This is a genomic window from Micromonospora sp. CPCC 205554, assembly GCF_036902745.1.
In the GTDB taxonomy this organism is placed as follows: domain Bacteria; phylum Actinomycetota; class Actinomycetes; order Mycobacteriales; family Micromonosporaceae; genus Micromonospora; species Micromonospora tulbaghiae.
This window is the reverse complement of record NZ_JBAKHP010000003.1, coordinates 307,392-322,320: the sequence shown is the minus strand read 5'-3', so window position 1 is coordinate 322,320 and position 14,929 is coordinate 307,392. Positions and strand designations below refer to the sequence as shown.

22 protein-coding genes are annotated in these 14,929 nt (G+C 72.4%); all 22 read left to right on the top strand.

The annotated features are described in order from the left end of the window. The first annotated feature begins 97 nt into the window (after positions 1-97). The 22 genes from V6U82_RS07430 (at position 98) to V6U82_RS07325 (ending at position 14,928) form a co-directional block, all read left to right on the top strand. Positions 98-1,324, top strand: a complete 1,227-nt coding sequence (locus V6U82_RS07430; protein ID WP_334460019.1) for an HNH endonuclease — start codon at positions 98-100, stop codon at positions 1,322-1,324. Further along, complete coding sequence (locus V6U82_RS07425) at positions 1,317-1,595, top strand: hypothetical protein (RefSeq protein WP_334460017.1); 279 nt, start codon at positions 1,317-1,319, stop codon at positions 1,593-1,595. The genes V6U82_RS07430 and V6U82_RS07425 overlap by 8 nt, the downstream gene beginning before the upstream one ends. Beyond that, positions 1,592-2,305 (top strand): DUF7341 domain-containing protein, encoded by a 714-nt coding sequence (locus V6U82_RS07420; protein ID WP_334460015.1) that lies wholly within the window; start codon positions 1,592-1,594, stop codon positions 2,303-2,305. The genes V6U82_RS07425 and V6U82_RS07420 overlap by 4 nt, the downstream gene beginning before the upstream one ends. Then, entirely contained in the window at positions 2,302-2,628 is a 327-nt protein-coding gene (locus tag V6U82_RS07415; protein WP_334460013.1) for a hypothetical protein, read from the top strand. Before V6U82_RS07420 ends, V6U82_RS07415 begins: the two co-directional genes overlap by 4 nt. 597 nt (positions 2,629-3,225) lie before the next feature. Then, complete coding sequence (locus V6U82_RS07410; protein ID WP_334460011.1) at positions 3,226-3,561, top strand: hypothetical protein; 336 nt, start codon at positions 3,226-3,228, stop codon at positions 3,559-3,561. Between the two features lie 57 nt (positions 3,562-3,618). Then, a complete protein-coding gene (locus V6U82_RS07405) occupies positions 3,619-4,107 on the top strand; it encodes a phage terminase small subunit P27 family (RefSeq protein ID WP_334460008.1) in 489 nt (162 codons plus the stop codon). Further along, a complete protein-coding gene (locus V6U82_RS07400) occupies positions 4,076-5,893 on the top strand; it encodes a terminase large subunit (RefSeq protein ID WP_334460006.1) in 1,818 nt (605 codons plus the stop codon). The genes V6U82_RS07405 and V6U82_RS07400 overlap by 32 nt, the downstream gene beginning before the upstream one ends. A 16-nt stretch (positions 5,894-5,909) precedes the next feature. Then, positions 5,910-6,194 carry a hypothetical protein gene (locus tag V6U82_RS07395; RefSeq protein ID WP_334460003.1) on the top strand — a complete coding sequence of 95 codons (285 nt, stop codon included), beginning with the start codon at positions 5,910-5,912 and terminating at the stop codon, positions 6,192-6,194. A gap of 2 nt (positions 6,195-6,196) precedes the next feature. Next, positions 6,197-7,501 carry a phage portal protein gene (locus V6U82_RS07390; protein ID WP_334460001.1) on the top strand — a complete coding sequence of 435 codons (1,305 nt, stop codon included), beginning with the start codon at positions 6,197-6,199 and terminating at the stop codon, positions 7,499-7,501. After that, on the top strand, positions 7,498-7,635 hold the full coding sequence (locus V6U82_RS07385) for a hypothetical protein (protein ID WP_334459998.1): 138 nt from the start codon (positions 7,498-7,500) through the stop codon (positions 7,633-7,635). Before V6U82_RS07390 ends, V6U82_RS07385 begins: the two co-directional genes overlap by 4 nt. Next, a complete protein-coding gene (locus V6U82_RS07380; protein WP_334459996.1) occupies positions 7,632-8,324 on the top strand; it encodes a hypothetical protein in 693 nt (230 codons plus the stop codon). Before V6U82_RS07385 ends, V6U82_RS07380 begins: the two co-directional genes overlap by 4 nt. Before the next feature lie 104 nt (positions 8,325-8,428). Beyond that, positions 8,429-9,685 carry a phage major capsid protein gene (locus V6U82_RS07375; RefSeq protein ID WP_334459993.1) on the top strand — a complete coding sequence of 419 codons (1,257 nt, stop codon included), beginning with the start codon at positions 8,429-8,431 and terminating at the stop codon, positions 9,683-9,685. Then, positions 9,685-9,987 carry a hypothetical protein gene (locus V6U82_RS07370; RefSeq protein WP_030270624.1) on the top strand — a complete coding sequence of 101 codons (303 nt, stop codon included), beginning with the start codon at positions 9,685-9,687 and terminating at the stop codon, positions 9,985-9,987. The genes V6U82_RS07375 and V6U82_RS07370 overlap by 1 nt, the downstream gene beginning before the upstream one ends. 21 nt (positions 9,988-10,008) lie before the next feature. After that, positions 10,009-10,416: a hypothetical protein gene (locus tag V6U82_RS07365; protein WP_030270622.1), complete on the top strand. Its 408-nt coding sequence runs from the start codon at positions 10,009-10,011 to the stop codon at positions 10,414-10,416. An 86-nt stretch (positions 10,417-10,502) separates the two neighbouring features. After that, on the top strand, positions 10,503-10,802 hold the full coding sequence (locus tag V6U82_RS07360) for a hypothetical protein (RefSeq protein ID WP_334459989.1): 300 nt from the start codon (positions 10,503-10,505) through the stop codon (positions 10,800-10,802). A gap of 8 nt (positions 10,803-10,810) precedes the next feature. Further along, entirely contained in the window at positions 10,811-11,209 is a 399-nt protein-coding gene (locus V6U82_RS07355) for a hypothetical protein (RefSeq protein ID WP_334459986.1), read from the top strand. A 16-nt stretch (positions 11,210-11,225) separates the two neighbouring features. Next, complete coding sequence (locus tag V6U82_RS07350) at positions 11,226-12,083, top strand: hypothetical protein (RefSeq protein WP_334459984.1); 858 nt, start codon at positions 11,226-11,228, stop codon at positions 12,081-12,083. After that, positions 12,080-12,931 (top strand): hypothetical protein, encoded by an 852-nt coding sequence (locus tag V6U82_RS07345; protein ID WP_334459982.1) that lies wholly within the window; start codon positions 12,080-12,082, stop codon positions 12,929-12,931. Before V6U82_RS07350 ends, V6U82_RS07345 begins: the two co-directional genes overlap by 4 nt. Before the next feature lie 11 nt (positions 12,932-12,942). Next, entirely contained in the window at positions 12,943-13,311 is a 369-nt protein-coding gene (locus V6U82_RS07340) for a hypothetical protein (protein ID WP_334459979.1), read from the top strand. Between the two features lie 3 nt (positions 13,312-13,314). Continuing rightward, on the top strand, positions 13,315-13,734 hold the full coding sequence (locus V6U82_RS07335) for a hypothetical protein (RefSeq protein WP_030270605.1): 420 nt from the start codon (positions 13,315-13,317) through the stop codon (positions 13,732-13,734). Between the two features lie 3 nt (positions 13,735-13,737). Beyond that, on the top strand, positions 13,738-14,490 hold the full coding sequence (locus V6U82_RS07330; RefSeq protein ID WP_334459976.1) for a hypothetical protein: 753 nt from the start codon (positions 13,738-13,740) through the stop codon (positions 14,488-14,490). Between the two features lie 27 nt (positions 14,491-14,517). Beyond that, positions 14,518-14,928, top strand: a complete 411-nt coding sequence (locus V6U82_RS07325; protein WP_030270601.1) for a phage tail tube protein — start codon at positions 14,518-14,520, stop codon at positions 14,926-14,928. Position 14,929 lies beyond the last annotated feature (1 nt).

The window sequence follows — 14,929 nt, the reverse complement described above, 5'->3', positions numbered from 1 at the left end:
CGCCGTCTGCTCAACCTCGGCGCGGCCACCCAGCGCGGTGGCCGCGCCGAGTGCTACCGGGAGAACCATAGATGTTGATCACTAAGGCGGTGGCTGGGTGACCTGGCTCAAGTCCAGCGACACGTCCGGGATGAACCCGCGCGTGCTGGCCCCGCTGGCCTGGCAACGCGGCCCCGACGACGACCTGGACGGCTGGGACCTGCGCCTGCCCGCCATCGCCGGCCTCGCCTGGCTCTGCGCCACCTACTCCGCCGCCCAGGAAACCGACTACGTGGTGCCCGACGCCACGGTCGCCCTCTACGGCGGCCCGCAGTGGCAGCACCTCGCCCGGTGGGTCGAGCGCGCCGGCATCTGGACCCGCGTCGACGGCGGCTGGCTGCTCGCCGACGACTCCGAGCACCTGTTCCACATCCGACTCAAGGCCGAGATCGCCTGGGAGCGCCAACGCAAGAACGACAACGGCAACCCGATCCTGACCGTCCCGGTCCGGCTCCGCGACGGTGACGCCTGCCGCTACTGCGGCCGCATCGTCAACTGGGACGCCCGCACCGGCGGGCTCGCCGGCACCTACGACCATCGCCACCCCGGCCAGGCCGCCCGCGGCCCCGACGACCTGGTGGTCTGCTGCAACCAGTGCAACGGCCGCCGCGGCCAGGACCCCCAGCCCAACCGCTGGCACACCCTGCCCGCACCCACCAGCCCCTACTACGGCAAGACCACCGTGGAGCACCTCGCCAACCACGGCCACCAGGTGCCCCTGAGTACCGGACCGCGGCCCCCGGTACCGCCCGGCGGCCCCCGCATCGACGCGCGACCCGACGACCAGCCGGACCCCGCGCCCACCCCGACCAGGCGACCCGGCAGCCAGCCGGACCACGCCACCGGCGACCCGGCACCCGGCCGGACCACGCCCACCCGCACCCACCGGGCGGCAGCCAGCCGCCCGGCACCCAGCGCGACCCCGGCCCCGGGACACCGCGCTCGCACCACCAGCGCGACCCCGGCGCCACCGCCGGGACACCGCGCTACCCGCGCGACCCCGGCCGCCGACCCGGGACACCGCGCACCGCGCGACGGCACCACCGCCACACCGCGCAAGCAAGATCAACACCCCCGGCCGGACCCCGGCCGGAAACCGGCCGGATCGTCAGGACCCAAGCCTCCAACGGCTAGGGCCCCGGGTCGGGTCGGGACGGGACGGGTCGGGTCGGGCGCTCCCGACCCCTCCCTCCCGACCAACCGCAAACGGGGACGACGGGCCCGCCGCGCACGACCCGGCCCCCCGCCCACTCCACCGCGACCCGAGGACCACCACCATGGCTGAACCACATCTGGACCACCCTGGAGAGATCCACTGGTTCGAGGGCGAGGGCCCCGCCCCGATCGTCGGCCCCTGTCCTCACACCGACTGCCGGCACCTCGGGCAGGGCGTCATCGCCTGGGGGCCGTCCCTCGACCGGTACGAGCTGGTGGAGTGCGGCATCCGGACGGACACCACCGGCTGCGCCGCCACGTGCCGAGCCTGGGTCGACGGGCACGGCCGTGTCCAGACCGACTGGCTCCAGGTCGCCGCCCCTGAAGGCGAAGCCGGATGACCCGCCACCTGGTCGTCGCCGAGATCGCCGGCTACGCCCACGAGCTGGCCGACACCTACCGCACCCAGACCCCCGCCTACACGAAGACCCGGGGCGGCCGGATCAAGCTCACCGGCGTCCACTCCACCGAGCAGGACGGGCTGCTCGTCCAGCTCGCCGAGGCGGCCGCGTACGGCATCACCTCACCCGACGACGTCCACGGCGCCCGCCCGGTCCCGCAGTCCCGGCCACCCGGCACCTGGGAGGCCCTCGCGCTGCACTCCACGATCAGCACCGACGCGGCCCGGTGGACGGCCAACCTGGAGCTCGCCCACCGCGACACCGTCCAGGCCACCGTCCGGCAGCTCGCCGCGGCGGCCGCCGAGCCCCGCGTCCTGGACGACACCGTGGCGGCCGCGCTCGCCGGGGCGATGCGACGGTGGCACGTCCGGGCGCAGGCCCTCATCGGATGGATCACCGAGCCGTACCGGCCGCGGGCGACGTGCCCGGTGCTGACGTGCGGCCGGCGGGACACCCTGCGCGTCAACGTCGCCCGGAAGGCGGCGTACTGCGCCGGCTGCCTGTCGATCTGGGACGACAGCGACGGCAGCATCCGCGTGCTCGCGCAGCACATCGAGGCGCAGACCAACAGCCGGGCCGTCCAGGCCGAGCGGGTTCGGTCCGGGTACGCCGGCCGAGGCGGCGCGTGGTCGGTACGAGAGGGCGAATGACCACCCAGCAGCTCGCGCTCGACGTCTTCGCCGCCGCGCGCATCCTCGGCGTACGCCACACCCTCAGTCCGGGGCAGCACCAGCGCGGCTGGATCACTCTGCCACGCTACCTCGCTGACTTCACGCCGCCCGGCACGGTCATTCCCGCCTGGCTGTGCTGCATCTGCGGCGGCGTCGAGATCAACAGCTACGGCGTCGAGCGCAGCCACGGCTGCTGCGACCCGAGCACCGTCAACATGCCCTGCGCCCGCCGCGACCGCTGGCCCGGCTGGACCCGCGACTTCGACCCGCACTGGACGCTCCACCATCCCGAGCGGCGATGACCCGCCCGGTCTGGCCGCAGCAACGAGTGATCTACGGCGCGCGTCCGCGAGCCGCTTGCGCAAATGTCCGATTCCGATGCATGATCGCGGTGCAGGATTCTGTCCTGCGCCACGATCTACCGTTTGCGCGTACGGCGCATGACAGTGCCGGGCACCAGCCCGGCCCGGCGAACGCCCCGGCCTTCCGTCCGGGGCGTTCGTCGTGTGCGGGGGTGAGTGGATGCCGACCCGGGCGCCGAGGCGGTGCACGACCACGGGCTGCCGGGGCAGGCCCGGTGATGACGGCGGGAAGTGCCCGGGCTGCCGGGCCCGGCTGGCTCGGGCCGCGGATCAGCGTCGGGGCAGCCCGTCCGATCGGGGCTACGACCAGCAGCACCGCGACGTCTTCCGCACGGCCGTGCTGGCCCGCGATCCGGTCTGCGTGTTGTGCGAGGCGCGGCCGAGTGTGGTGGCTGACCACTGGCCGTTGAGCCGCCGGGAGCTGGTGGTGCGGGGGCTGGACGCGAACGATCCGGATCGGGGTCGTGGGTTGTGCCAGCCCTGCGATCGGGTGGACAAGGCGAAGCGTCAGCCGGGCGGCTGGAACAGGAGGCGACCATGACTCATCCGCTGGTGCCGGCCGAGCAGTCGATCACGATGCTGCCGTGCTCGGGCCTGGTGGTTCAGCCTGGTGACAGCCTCGTGATCGGACTGGCGGGCAACCCGTCCAACGAGGTGGCGCACCAGGCGAGGAAACAGCTGGAGGCGCAGCTGCCCGGCGTCACGGTGGTGCTGGTGGCGAACGTCGCGACGATGGCGGTCTACACACCGCCCGTGCCCCTGCTCGCGGACGACTGGGTCGGCGAGCCGGGCATCCGTTCGGTCAGTGTCGATGCCCCGGTGGGAGGGGCGGGTCGAATCTCTGCTGGTGAAGGCCCGTCTACCCCGCGCTGAGGTGCCTTTTCACGCTGACGAGTTTCGACATTCGCCGTATCCGGGGAGGTGTCCACAGTGGGTAGTCGTGGTCCGAAGCCGGCGCCGACCGCGCTGAAGCTGGTCCGGGGCACCCGGGCCGACCGGGTGAACACCGACGAGCCGGTGCCGTCGCCGGCGGCGCGGGAGATCGAGCCGCCGGCGTGGCTGGGCGACGAGGCGGTGGCGATCTGGGAGGAGTACGCCCCGGACCTGATCCGGAAGGGCGTGCTGACGGCCTGGGACGTGGAGGCGTTCGCGGTGACGTGCGACGCCGCCGCGCGCCGACGCAAGGCCGCCGCGGCGCTCGCCACCGAGGGCGAGGTCGTGCAGCTGCCGGTGTTCGACAAGAACGGCAAGCAGACCGGCCACCGGGTCACCCGGAACCCGTGGACGGTGGTGCTCGGCCAGGCCGACCGGCAGCTGCAGAGCTGGGCGGCGCGGTTCGGGCTGACGCCATCGGACCGGGCGCAGCTGACGGGTGGGGATGGCCGGCGTGACCCGCACGAGGACCTCCTCACCGGCTAGCGCGCCGCGGTCGCGGTCGCGGGCCCGACCGGGTCCGGTCGACGATCCGATCCCGGATCACGACAAGCGGTGGCGGCCGCGTGACCGCAAGGGCCCGGTCTGCGCGTACACGTTCCGGGACACCAGCTGCGCGAAGAAGGGTGCCCACTACTGCCAGCCGCGGGCGGACCGTGCGGTGGCGTTCCCGGCCGAGCTGCTGCGCCACATCAAGGGCCCGTACCGGCGCAAGCCGTTCGTGCTGCGGACCTGGCAGGAACACGAGATCATCCGGCCGCTGTTCGGCGAGGTGATCTGGTCGACGGAGTGGCAGCGGTACGTGCGCCGCTACCGGCGGGCGTTCATCATCGTCGGCCGCAAGAACGGCAAGAGCGAGATCGCCGCGGCCATCCAGCTGCTGCTGTTCGTCGGCGACGACGAGGAAGCCGCCGAGGTCTACAACGCGGCCAAGGACACCAAGCAGGCCGAGAAGGTGTTCGGTCCGGCGCTGCGGATGGTGCAACTGTCCCCGGTGCTGGCGCGGCGCCTGAAGTACTACAAGAACGAACGCCGGCTGGTCGACGAGAAGTCCGGGTCGATCTACGAGGTCATCACCTCCGACGCGAAGGGCGAGCTGGGCCACAACCCGCACGGCTTCAACCTGGACGAGGTGCTGTCGCAGCCGGACGGGTCGCTGTGGGAAGCGATGGACACCGCCGACGGCGCCCGCGAGCAGGAACTGCTGTTCGCCACCTCCACGGAGACCGACGAGCCCCACTCGTTCGGTGCGTCGCTGATCGACGAGGCGGAGAAGGTCCAGGAGGACCCGCGCCGCGCGCCGCACGTGTTCACCTTCATCCGCAAGGCCCCGGCCACCGCGCAGGAGCTGGCGCGGCTGCACCGCGTCTTCAAGGGCCACCCGCACCTGCCGGTATCGACCGATCCGTGGGACGAGCGGAACTGGAAGTGGGCCAACCCGGCCCTGGATCAGTTCAAGAGCCGGGAGGCGCTGCGCCGGCACGCGCTGGCGGCGAAGACGAACGCCGCGAAGGAGAAGGCGTTCCGCCAGTTCCAGCTCAACCAGCGCGTCCAGCAGCTGTATCGGTACATCCCGCTGGACCTGTGGGACGCCAACGCGGGCGAGCTGGCGGCCAACCCGGCGTGGCGTGACGGGCAGCTGGCCGGCCGCAAGTGCTGGGCCGGTCTGGACCTGTCGAGCAAGCTGGACCTGACGGCGTGGGCGTTGCTGTTCGACGACGGGTCGATCCGGTGGCGGTTCTGGGTGCCCGAGGCGGTGGTGCCGGCTCTGTCGGAGCACACCGACGGGGCGTTCCAGCAGTGGTGCGACGCCGGGTGGATCACGGTGACCGAGGGCAACGTCATCGACTACACGTCGATCTACGACGGGATCGAGGACGACCACGCTCAGTTCGCGATCGCCGATGTCACCTACGACAAGTGGTCAGGTGAGCCGGTGCGGCAGGAGATTGTGGAGCGCACCGGTCTGGAGTGCTACGAGTCGTCGACCACCTACGACCGGATGACCGGACCGATGACGGAGTTCACCCGGGCGCTGCACGCCCGGGAGTACGCGCACGGCGGCAACCCGGTGGCCCGGTGGATGGCCGAGCACCTGAAGGGCAAGAGCCCGGCCGACGATCCGGACCGGGTACGGCCGGTGAAGCCGGACCGCCGCAAGGAGCACGTGCGTATCGACGGCATGCCGGCGCTGTTCTTCGCCATCGACGGGCAGATGCGCGGCGGTGAGGACGACGTCCTGGACTACCGCGGCCTGGCCACGGTCGGCTGACCCCTGGGAGGGATCTGTGAGCGAGGAAACCACGACCGAGGCCGTCCCGGCCGGCCGGGACGGCCTGGTGGCCACCGCGGCCCGGTCCGCCGGCGCCCGGGTCGCCGCCGGCGTCGACCGGGTCGACCTGGTGGTGCTGGCCGGGCTGGTGCTGCTCGGCGTGGGCCTGGCCCTGTGGTGGTCGCTGGGGGTGGCGCTGTCGGTCGTCGGCGCGCTGGTGTTCGTCGTCGGGATCGCCGCGGCGCTGCCCGCGGCCGCCGCCGGTGAGCCGGACGCGCAGCGGCGTGGGGCCGGGAGCTGACCGTGGGTTTCTTCCGCTCGGTGCTGTCGCAGCGGGCGTCCTCCACCGGCGCGTCCGGGGTGGCCACCCCGGAGAAGTGGGTGGAGGAGTGGTTCACCGGCGGCTCGTCGACGGCGTCCGGGCCGTGGGTGTCGGAGGACACGGCGCTGCACTACAGCCCGTTCTTCGCCGGGGTGAACGCGATCGCCACCGACGTCGGGAAGCTGCCGCTGCCGCTGTACGAGCGCCTGGATCGGGGCAAGCGGCGGGCCCGGGAGCACCGGGTCTACCGGGTGCTGCACGACCAGCCCAACCCGATCATGCCGCCGGTCGTGTTCAAACGGACGCTCCAGGGGCACGCGCTGACGTGGGGCACCGGGTACGCGCACGTGCTGCGCAACGGTCGCGGTGAGGTCACCGAGGTGTGGCCGATCCGCCCGGACCGGATCACCCCGGAGGTCACGCGCACCGGCCCGGGGAAGCTGAAGGTCACCTACCGGTACGCCGACGACGTCAACGGCATCTACACCCGGCTGTTCCCCGACGAGGTCCTGCCGATCGGCGGGCTCGGCTACGACGGCATCCGCGGCTACAGCGTGGTGAAGCTGGCCCGGCAGTCCATCGGGATGGGCCTGGCCACCGAGCAGTTCGGCAACTCGTTCTTCTCCAACGGCGCCCGCCCGGGCGGTGTGCTGAAGACGGCGAAGAAGATGTCGCCGGAGGGCCACAAGCGACTCCAGGCCGACTGGGAGAACCTGCACCGCGGCCTGGACCGCGCCCAGCGGGTCGCGATCCTCGAAGAGGGCCTGGAGTGGCAGGACATCGGCATCCCGCCGGAGGATGCCCAGTTCCTGGAGACCCGAAAGCTTCAGGTCAACGAGATGTGCCGGTGGCTGCGCCTGCCCCCGCACAAGATCGGTGACCTGGAGCGGGCCACCTTCAGCAACATCGAGTGGCAGTCGCTGGAGTACCTCCAGGACACCCTGCTCGGCTGGCTGGTGACCTGGGAGCAGTACACGAACATGCGGCTGCTCACCGAGCGGGAACGGCCGCGGTTCTTCGCCGAGCACATCGTCGACGCGATCACCCGCGGCGACCTGAAGTCCCGCTACGAGGCGTACGCGATCGGCCGGAACTGGGGCTGGCTGTCCGGCGACGACATCCGCGAGCGGGAGAACGAAAACCCGCTGCCCGACGGCCGGGGTGAGACGTACCTGGTGCCGCTGAACATGCAGCCGGCCCCGGCCCCGAACGACCCGCCGCAGCCGGGGCGGGCCTGCCCGGTGCACCCGGGCTGCACCTGCAACGCGACGGAGCACACCACGTGAGCGACGAGCAGCCCACCCACGACCAGGACCGCGACGACGACGTGCGCGGCCGCCGCCAGAGCCGGCCGCGGGCGGACCGGCAGCAGCCGGCCGCGCCCCGCGACCGCCAGGCACGACCGGAGGTGAACCGTTGAAGCAGATGGCCTTCCACCGGGCGTTCATGGTCCGCGACACCACCGCGGATCCGGACGGCCCGCTGCGGTTCATCGGCGCGACCGAGGGCGAGAAGGGCGACGGCATCTCGCTGAAGATGGACGGCGCCCGCCTCGACCGGTACCGCGCGAACCCCGTCTTCGGCTACGGCCACCGCTACTGGGGGCGGGACTCCCTGCCGATCGGCCGCTCGGTCAAGACCGAGGTCGACGACAAGAAGCGGCTGATGTTCGACATCGAGTTCGACCGCAAGGACGACTTCGCGGTCACCGTCGAACGCAAGTACCGCGACGGGTTCCTCAACGCCGTGTCGATCGGCTTCTCGGTCGTCGAGTGGGAGGACCCGAAGACCCAGGACTACTGGAGCGGCGGCGTCGCCGTGGACTGGGAGCTGTACGAGCTGTCGTCGGTGCCGCTGCCGATGGACGCCAACGCGGTGGTCGAGTCCGGCCGCGCCGGTCCCCTGGCCGTCGACGAGCAGCTGCTCGACAGCGTCCGCGGTCTGCTGCACCGGCTCGACGCCGACAGCATCGCCGCGCTGCGGCAGCTGCTCGACCGCACCGGCCAGCCCGCCCCGGCCGACCCCGCTCCGCCAGCGCCGGCCGCCGAGAGCAGCGGCCGCGCCCTGGACACCGTCCGCCGCCGCCTCCAGATGGCCGGCGCGCTGTAGACCGCCGGCGACGGCGGGGTCCGGGAAGCCCTCCGCCGTCGCCGGCCTGCACCACCTCCGCCCCTGCCGGGCGGCAGTCACCACACCCGAGAAAGGACCACGGCGTGGACATCAACGCCAAGCGGCAGGAGCGCGCGGGCCTCGCGAAGCAGGCCCGTGACATCCTCACCGCCGCGGAGAACGACGGCGGCCGGAACCTGACCGCCGAGGAGTCGTCCAAGTTCGACCGGCTCATGGAGCAGGTCGACGGCTGCGACGCCCAGATCGAGCGCGAGGAGAAGCTGCGCGCGAAGGAGCGGCGCATCGACGACGAGCCCGGCGACCAGCCCGGCCGCAGCGACGACGACCGCAACGGCGGGGAGCGTAACGGCCCCGACGGCAGCGGCGACGCGCAGATGCGCGCCTTCCGCCAGTACCTGATCGGCGGCCGCGCGTCGCTGTCGCCGGAGCAGTCCCGCACGCTGATCGCCGGTTCGGACCCGGAGGGCGGCTACCTGGTCGCCCCGCAGCAGTTCGTCACCGAGCTGGTCCAGGCCGTCGACGACGCCGTGCAGCTGCGCGGCCTGGCCACCGTGCACCGGCTCACCGAGGCCGCCAGCCTCGGCATCCCGACGCTGGACACCGACATGAACGACGCCGAGTGGACCAGCGAAGTCGGCACCGGCAGCCAGGACGACGCGCTGCGCCTGGGCAAGCGGGAGCTGACCCCCAACCCCCTGGCGAAGCGGACCAAGATCTCCCGCAAGCTGCTGCGGCTGACCGCGAACCGGGCGGAGAACCTGGTGCGCGAGCGGCTGGCCTACAAGTTCGCCGTCTCCGAGGAGAAGGCGTACATGGTCGGTGACGGCAACAAGAAGCCCCTGGGTGTGTTCACGGCGAGCAGCGCCGGCATCCCCACCTCCCGAGACGTGGAGATCGGTACCGGTGGCGCCATCCCTACCGCGGCGGGCAGCTTCACAGTCGCGGATCAGCTGATCGACGCGAAGTACGCGCTGAAGGCCGCCTACTGGCGGCGGGCCCGGTGGCTCTACCACCGCGACCTGGTCAAGACGATCCGCAAGCTGAAGACCACCGACGGGCAGTACATCTGGAAGGCCGGCCTGTCCGACCAGCCGGACACGATCCTCGAGGTCCCCTACGTGGTGTCGGAGTACGCCCCGAACACCATCACCGCCAACGGCTACGTCGGCATGATCGCCGACTTCAGCTTCTACCACATCGCCGACGCCCTGAACCTGGAGATCCAGCGCCTGGTGGAGCTGTACGCCGAGGCCAACCAGGTCGGGTTCATCGGCCGCCGCGAGGTCGACGGCATGCCGGTTCTGGCCGAGGCGTTCGTGCGCCTCAAGGTCAAGGCCTGATGCTGCCGTTCACGTCGCTGTCCCAGGCTACGACCGCCCCGGCGGTGGGCGTAGCCCGGGACCTCGAAGCCTCGCTCGGCAACCACACGATGCTCCTGACCGTGACCGGGTCACCGACGTCGTGGCAGGTCGCGCTGGAAGGTTCCCACGACGGACAAACGTGGTTCTTCCTGAACGCCGGCGGCAGCTCGTCCGGGCCCCTCGTTCACGCAACCCAGGTGGTCCGGCACATCCGGGCCAGACTCAGCTCCCTGACCGGCGGCGAATCACCATCGGTCAGCGCCACGATCGCCAGCGTTTAGGCGAGGAAGGAAAACGAGATCATGCGCAGTGACCTGAAGAACGACGTCGCCCTGGCGCAGTCGCTGAAGGCGACCAACCAGGCCGACCCGGCTGTCCCGGTCAACGGCAGCGGGGTGGACCTGGCCGGGTACGACGCGGCGGTGGTGTGCATCGACGCGGGCGCCATCACCGGCGCCGGAGCGTCGCTGACCTTCGAGGTGCAGCACTCCGACGACAACGCGGCGTTCACCGCTGTCCCGGCCGCCGACCTGGACGGTACGGCCCCGGTCGTGACGTCGGCGAACCACAACCAGGTCTTCAAGATCGGCTACCGGGGCATCAAGCGGTACCTGCGGGTGTCCATCACGGCGAAGGCCGGCACCACGCCGACGATGGCCTGCGCCGCGGCGGTCGTGCGCGGCAAGCCGCGCGTGCGCCCGGCGGCCTGACCGCCTGGCGGATCCACTACACAACGCTGACCGGAAGGCCCGGCCGATCACCGGCCGGGCCTTCCACGCGAAAGGGGAACACCGGTATGCGGATCACGATGAAGACCCTCTACGCCACCCCGGAGCGGTCGATCGCCGCCGGCGAGACCGCCGAGGTGCCGGACAAGGAGGCCAAGGATCTGATCGCCAAGGGCTACGCGGTGCCCGAGGGCGACGACGAGGCCGATGGGAAGGCGCCGGGCAAGGCGCCCGCCCGAGGCCGCGGCCGCGCGAAGCCGCCCGCGGGCGGCAAGAACGACGGCGGCACCGGCAATCCGGACGGCCAGGGAGACGGCGACGGCCAGGGAGACGGCGGCGCTGGCGACGACGCCGGCGGCGGTAAGTAGCCATGGCGGTGCGGCTGCCCGCGGCCTCGCGTAACGCCGCCGTCGACGCCGTCTGTGGGCGGCTCAACGGCGGCACCGTCGAGATCCGCACCGGGGTGCAGCCGGCCACCGCCGCTGACGCCGCGACCGGGACGTTGCTGGCCACGTTCACCATCAACAACCCGGCGTTCGATGCCGCAGCGAACGGCGCAGCGGCGCTGGTGGTGACTCCGCAGCTCCAGGCGGCGGGGGCGGCCGCCGGTGACGCGGGCTGGTGGCGTGCCAAGACGTCCGGCGGCGCCACGGTGATGGACGGGTCGTGCTCGGCGACGGGTGGCGGCGGTGACCTGACCCTGAACACCGTGGCGGTCAGCGTCGGGCTGGCGCTGCGGTTGACGGGCGGCACCGTGTCCATGCCCGCAGGCTGACCGGGCGAGCATCCTGGTGGCGGCCGTCGTCGTGGGTGCAGCCTCGGGTAACACCGGTGCCGGCACCGTCAGTACCCCGATCGCCACGGCGTTCCACGCTGACTGGCAGCCCGGCGACCGCGCGCTGCTGTTCGGGCACCCGTCCGGCGCGGCGCTGGCCCTGACCTCCTCGGCGGGCTGGTCGGCTCCGGCCGGCCCGTCGTGGCCGGTTTCTGAGGGCAGCAACTCGCGGCTCTACGCGTGGACGCGAGAACTTCAGAGCGGCGACGCTCCGCCGACCCTGACCCCGTCCGGCGCGATCACCTGCGCGTGGACGATGGTTGTGCTGCGCGGCGTCGGCGGCATCGCCCAGGTCGCAGTCAGCTCGGCGGCCGGCAGTCCGCTGACCTTGCCGACGCTGCCGGGCGTCGCCGCCGGCGCGGCGCTCGTGGCTGCCGCTCACTGCCGGGTCGCCTCCAGCACCATCCCGACCGTCATCACGCTGCCGGGCGCGTACACGAAGCCCGTCGACCACGCGACCAGCCGGCCCACGGCCAACGCGAACATCCGCGCGGCCGCCGGCCACCAGGTGGCCGCCGCGTCTGGCTCGTACGGCGGTGACCTGGTCACCTCGGATGTGACCGGGTCGATGCTGGCGCTGCTGGTCGAGCTGCCGGCCCTCGGCACCGACGCCGCGCTCACCGCGACGCTGCCCGCGCTCACCGGCCAGATCGCCGCGGCCGCCGCCGACGACGCCGCTTTCACCGCCGCGCTGCCCGCGCTGGGGGCGCGCTGGTGGGGGCAGGCCGGGTCGTCGTCGGGCGCCGCTGCCCGCATCGTCACGGACACCACGGGCGGGCGACTCACCACGGACTCTGCCGGGAGGTGGATGTGACCAGCCGCGATGTGGGTGACCGGATTGACCTGCGGCACCGGGTCCGCGACGCCGACGGTGCACTGACCGACGCGACCGTGACCGTCGTCGTGACCCGGCCCGACGGCACGCTGCTGTCTCCGGCTCCGGCCGTGTCCCGGGCCTCCCTCGGCGTGTACGACGCGTCGTTCCTGGCTGACTCGGCCGGGCAGTGGGCGTGGACGTGGACGGCGACGGGCCTCGTCGATGACGTCACGCACGGCAGTGTCGATGTCGGTGACCCGGCTCCGCCCACGTACATTCCGCTGTCCCTGCTCAAGGAGAGCTTGGGGATCACGCCCACCGACGCCACGCGGGACGTGCTGCTGGGGCAGAAGCTGGCCGCGGCGTGCCGCAGCATCGACGACCACTGTGGCCGCTTTTTCTACCGCGGCCGTACGGTCATCACCCGCAGCATGCCCACGGCGGGCCGGCTGCTCGACGACAACAACCCCGACGGGCTGCTGCTGCTAGTCGACGACATCGCCGACACCACCGGCCTGGTGGTACAGGTGCGCACCAGCCGCACCGGTGCCTGGACCACCTTCACCGACTTCGAGCCGGAGGAGCCGGTCCGGCCGGGGTGGCCCGTGACCGGGCTGCGCGGCAACTGGACCAGCCGCAGCCGGGTGCGGATCACCGCCCGGCCCGGGTGGCCGGCGGTGCCGGACACGGTCGCCGAGGCGGCGCTGCTCCAGGCGAGCCGGCTCAACAAGCGCAAGGACACCCCCGAGGGGGTGTTCGGGTCCGCCGACTGGGGCGGGGCCGTGCGCATGGCCCGCGTCGACCCGGACGTGGCCACCCTGCTCGTCCCGTTCACCCTGCGCTGAGGAGCCGCCACGTGAGCACAGACACCGATCCGATCCTGGCCGCGCTCGCTCGTCAGCGCGACGAGCACGCGGCCGCCGGACAGCTGGCCGAGGTGCACCGCGTCGACCAGCAGATCATCGCGGTGCAGACCCTGGCCCGGCTCGACGCCGACCGCGCCGCCGCCGAGCAGGCCGGCGACGCGGACGCGGTCGCCGCGATCGACGCGCAGGGCCGTTTCTGGGCCCGCCAGGTCGACCTGGCGGCCCTCGCGGAGGCCGCGGCCGCCGGCGAGCACGGCGGGACAGACGCCCGCCGCCGTGCTCCGCTGGCCACCCCGCCCGCCGAGGAAGAGGACAGCCCGCAGCTCCCGGGCGGCGCGGCGAAGCGCAAGGGCAGCTGACCGGTGGACTTCGCCGCGGTCTCCGAGCGCCTCGCGGACACCGGCAGGAAGGTGCCGGGGATCCTGCGCGCGGATCCGTTCGTGCCGGACTCGGTCGAGCCGCCGCACCTGTACGTGGGTGAGTGGGTCATCAACTACGACCAGAGCTTCGGCGGCCTGGTCGACGCCGAGGTGCTGGTGCGGCTGCTGGTCTCCCGCGCCGACGACCGATCCGGCCAGGCCCGGCTCCAGCAGTTCATGCGTCCCGCCGGGCCGGCCAGCGTCAAGGCCGCGCTGGAAGCCGAGCCGACCCTCGGCGGGCAGATCCACGACCTGCACGTGCGCCGATTCCAAGGGCACCGGCTCTACCGGGTCGGCGACGTCACCTTCTACGGCGGTGAGTGGCCGGTGCGGGTCATCGGGTTCGACAGCGGAGAGGGGTAGGCCGTGGCGGAGATCCTGAAGAACGTCCGGCTGTTCAACGGCGGCGTCGACCTGACCGGCCGCGCCAACAAGGTGGAGCCGCAGGCCGAGGCCGAGGAACGCGACGTGACCACGTTCGGCTCCTACGACCCCGCCACGGACAAGGTGTGGAAAGAGGTCATGGCCGGCACGAAGTCGGCGAAGCTGACCGCTTCCGGGTTCTGGGAGGCCGGTGACCCGTCGAAGGTCGACGACGCGCTGTGGGCCGCGCTCGGTGGCGTCGGCGCGTGGACGGCGTGCCCGCGCGGCGCCGCCGTCGGTGACACCGCCTACGTGATGGCCGCGATGCAGGGCCAGTATCAGCTGCTCGGCGGGCAGGGCGAGGTCGCGCCGTGGTCGGCGGCCTGGTCGTCGACGTCGCCGCTGGCGCGCGGGGTGCTGCTGCACCCGCCGGGCCTGGCCCGCACCGCGACCGGGACCGGCGCGTCGGTGCTGCACGTGGCGGTGCCTGCCGGCGGCGAGCTGGTCGCCGCGCTGCACGTCCTGTCCGTCGCCGGCACTGGCTCACCGTCCCTGGCAGTGAAGATCCAATCCGACGACGCGACCGGTTTCCCGTCCCCGACTGAGCGGGTCGCGTTCACCACCGCGACCGCGGTCGGTGGGGAGGCCCGCCGGGTGGCCGGCGCGAGCACCGACACGTACTACCGGGCCAGCTGGACGATCACCGGCACCGGCCCGTCGTTCCTGTTCGTCGTCTCGCTCGGCGTCTCGGCCTGAGCATCACCACCACGAAGGAGATACGCCATGCCGCTCATGGTGCTCAAGGCCGCGTACCTGGCCGTCAACGGTGTCGACCGCTCCGCCAACACCTCCAAGTGCGAGGTCACCGCGGAGGTCGAGGAGAAGGACGTGACCACGTTCGCGTCTCAGGGCTGGAAGGAGGTCCTCGGCGGCCTGGCCTCCGGCGGCGTCGCGGTCACCTTCAAGAACGACGTCGCCGCGTCGGCGCTCGACAGCGCGATGTGGGCGCTGTTCGGCCAGGTCGTGACCTTCGAGGCCCGGGCGACCAACGCGGTGGTGGGTACCTCGAACCCGAAGTACACCGGCAACATCCTGATCAAGAACTGGACGCCGATCTCCGGCTCGCCGGGCGACGTCAACGAGGCGTCGTACACGTTCCCGTCCTCCGGCCCGATCAGCCGGGCGACGGCCTGAC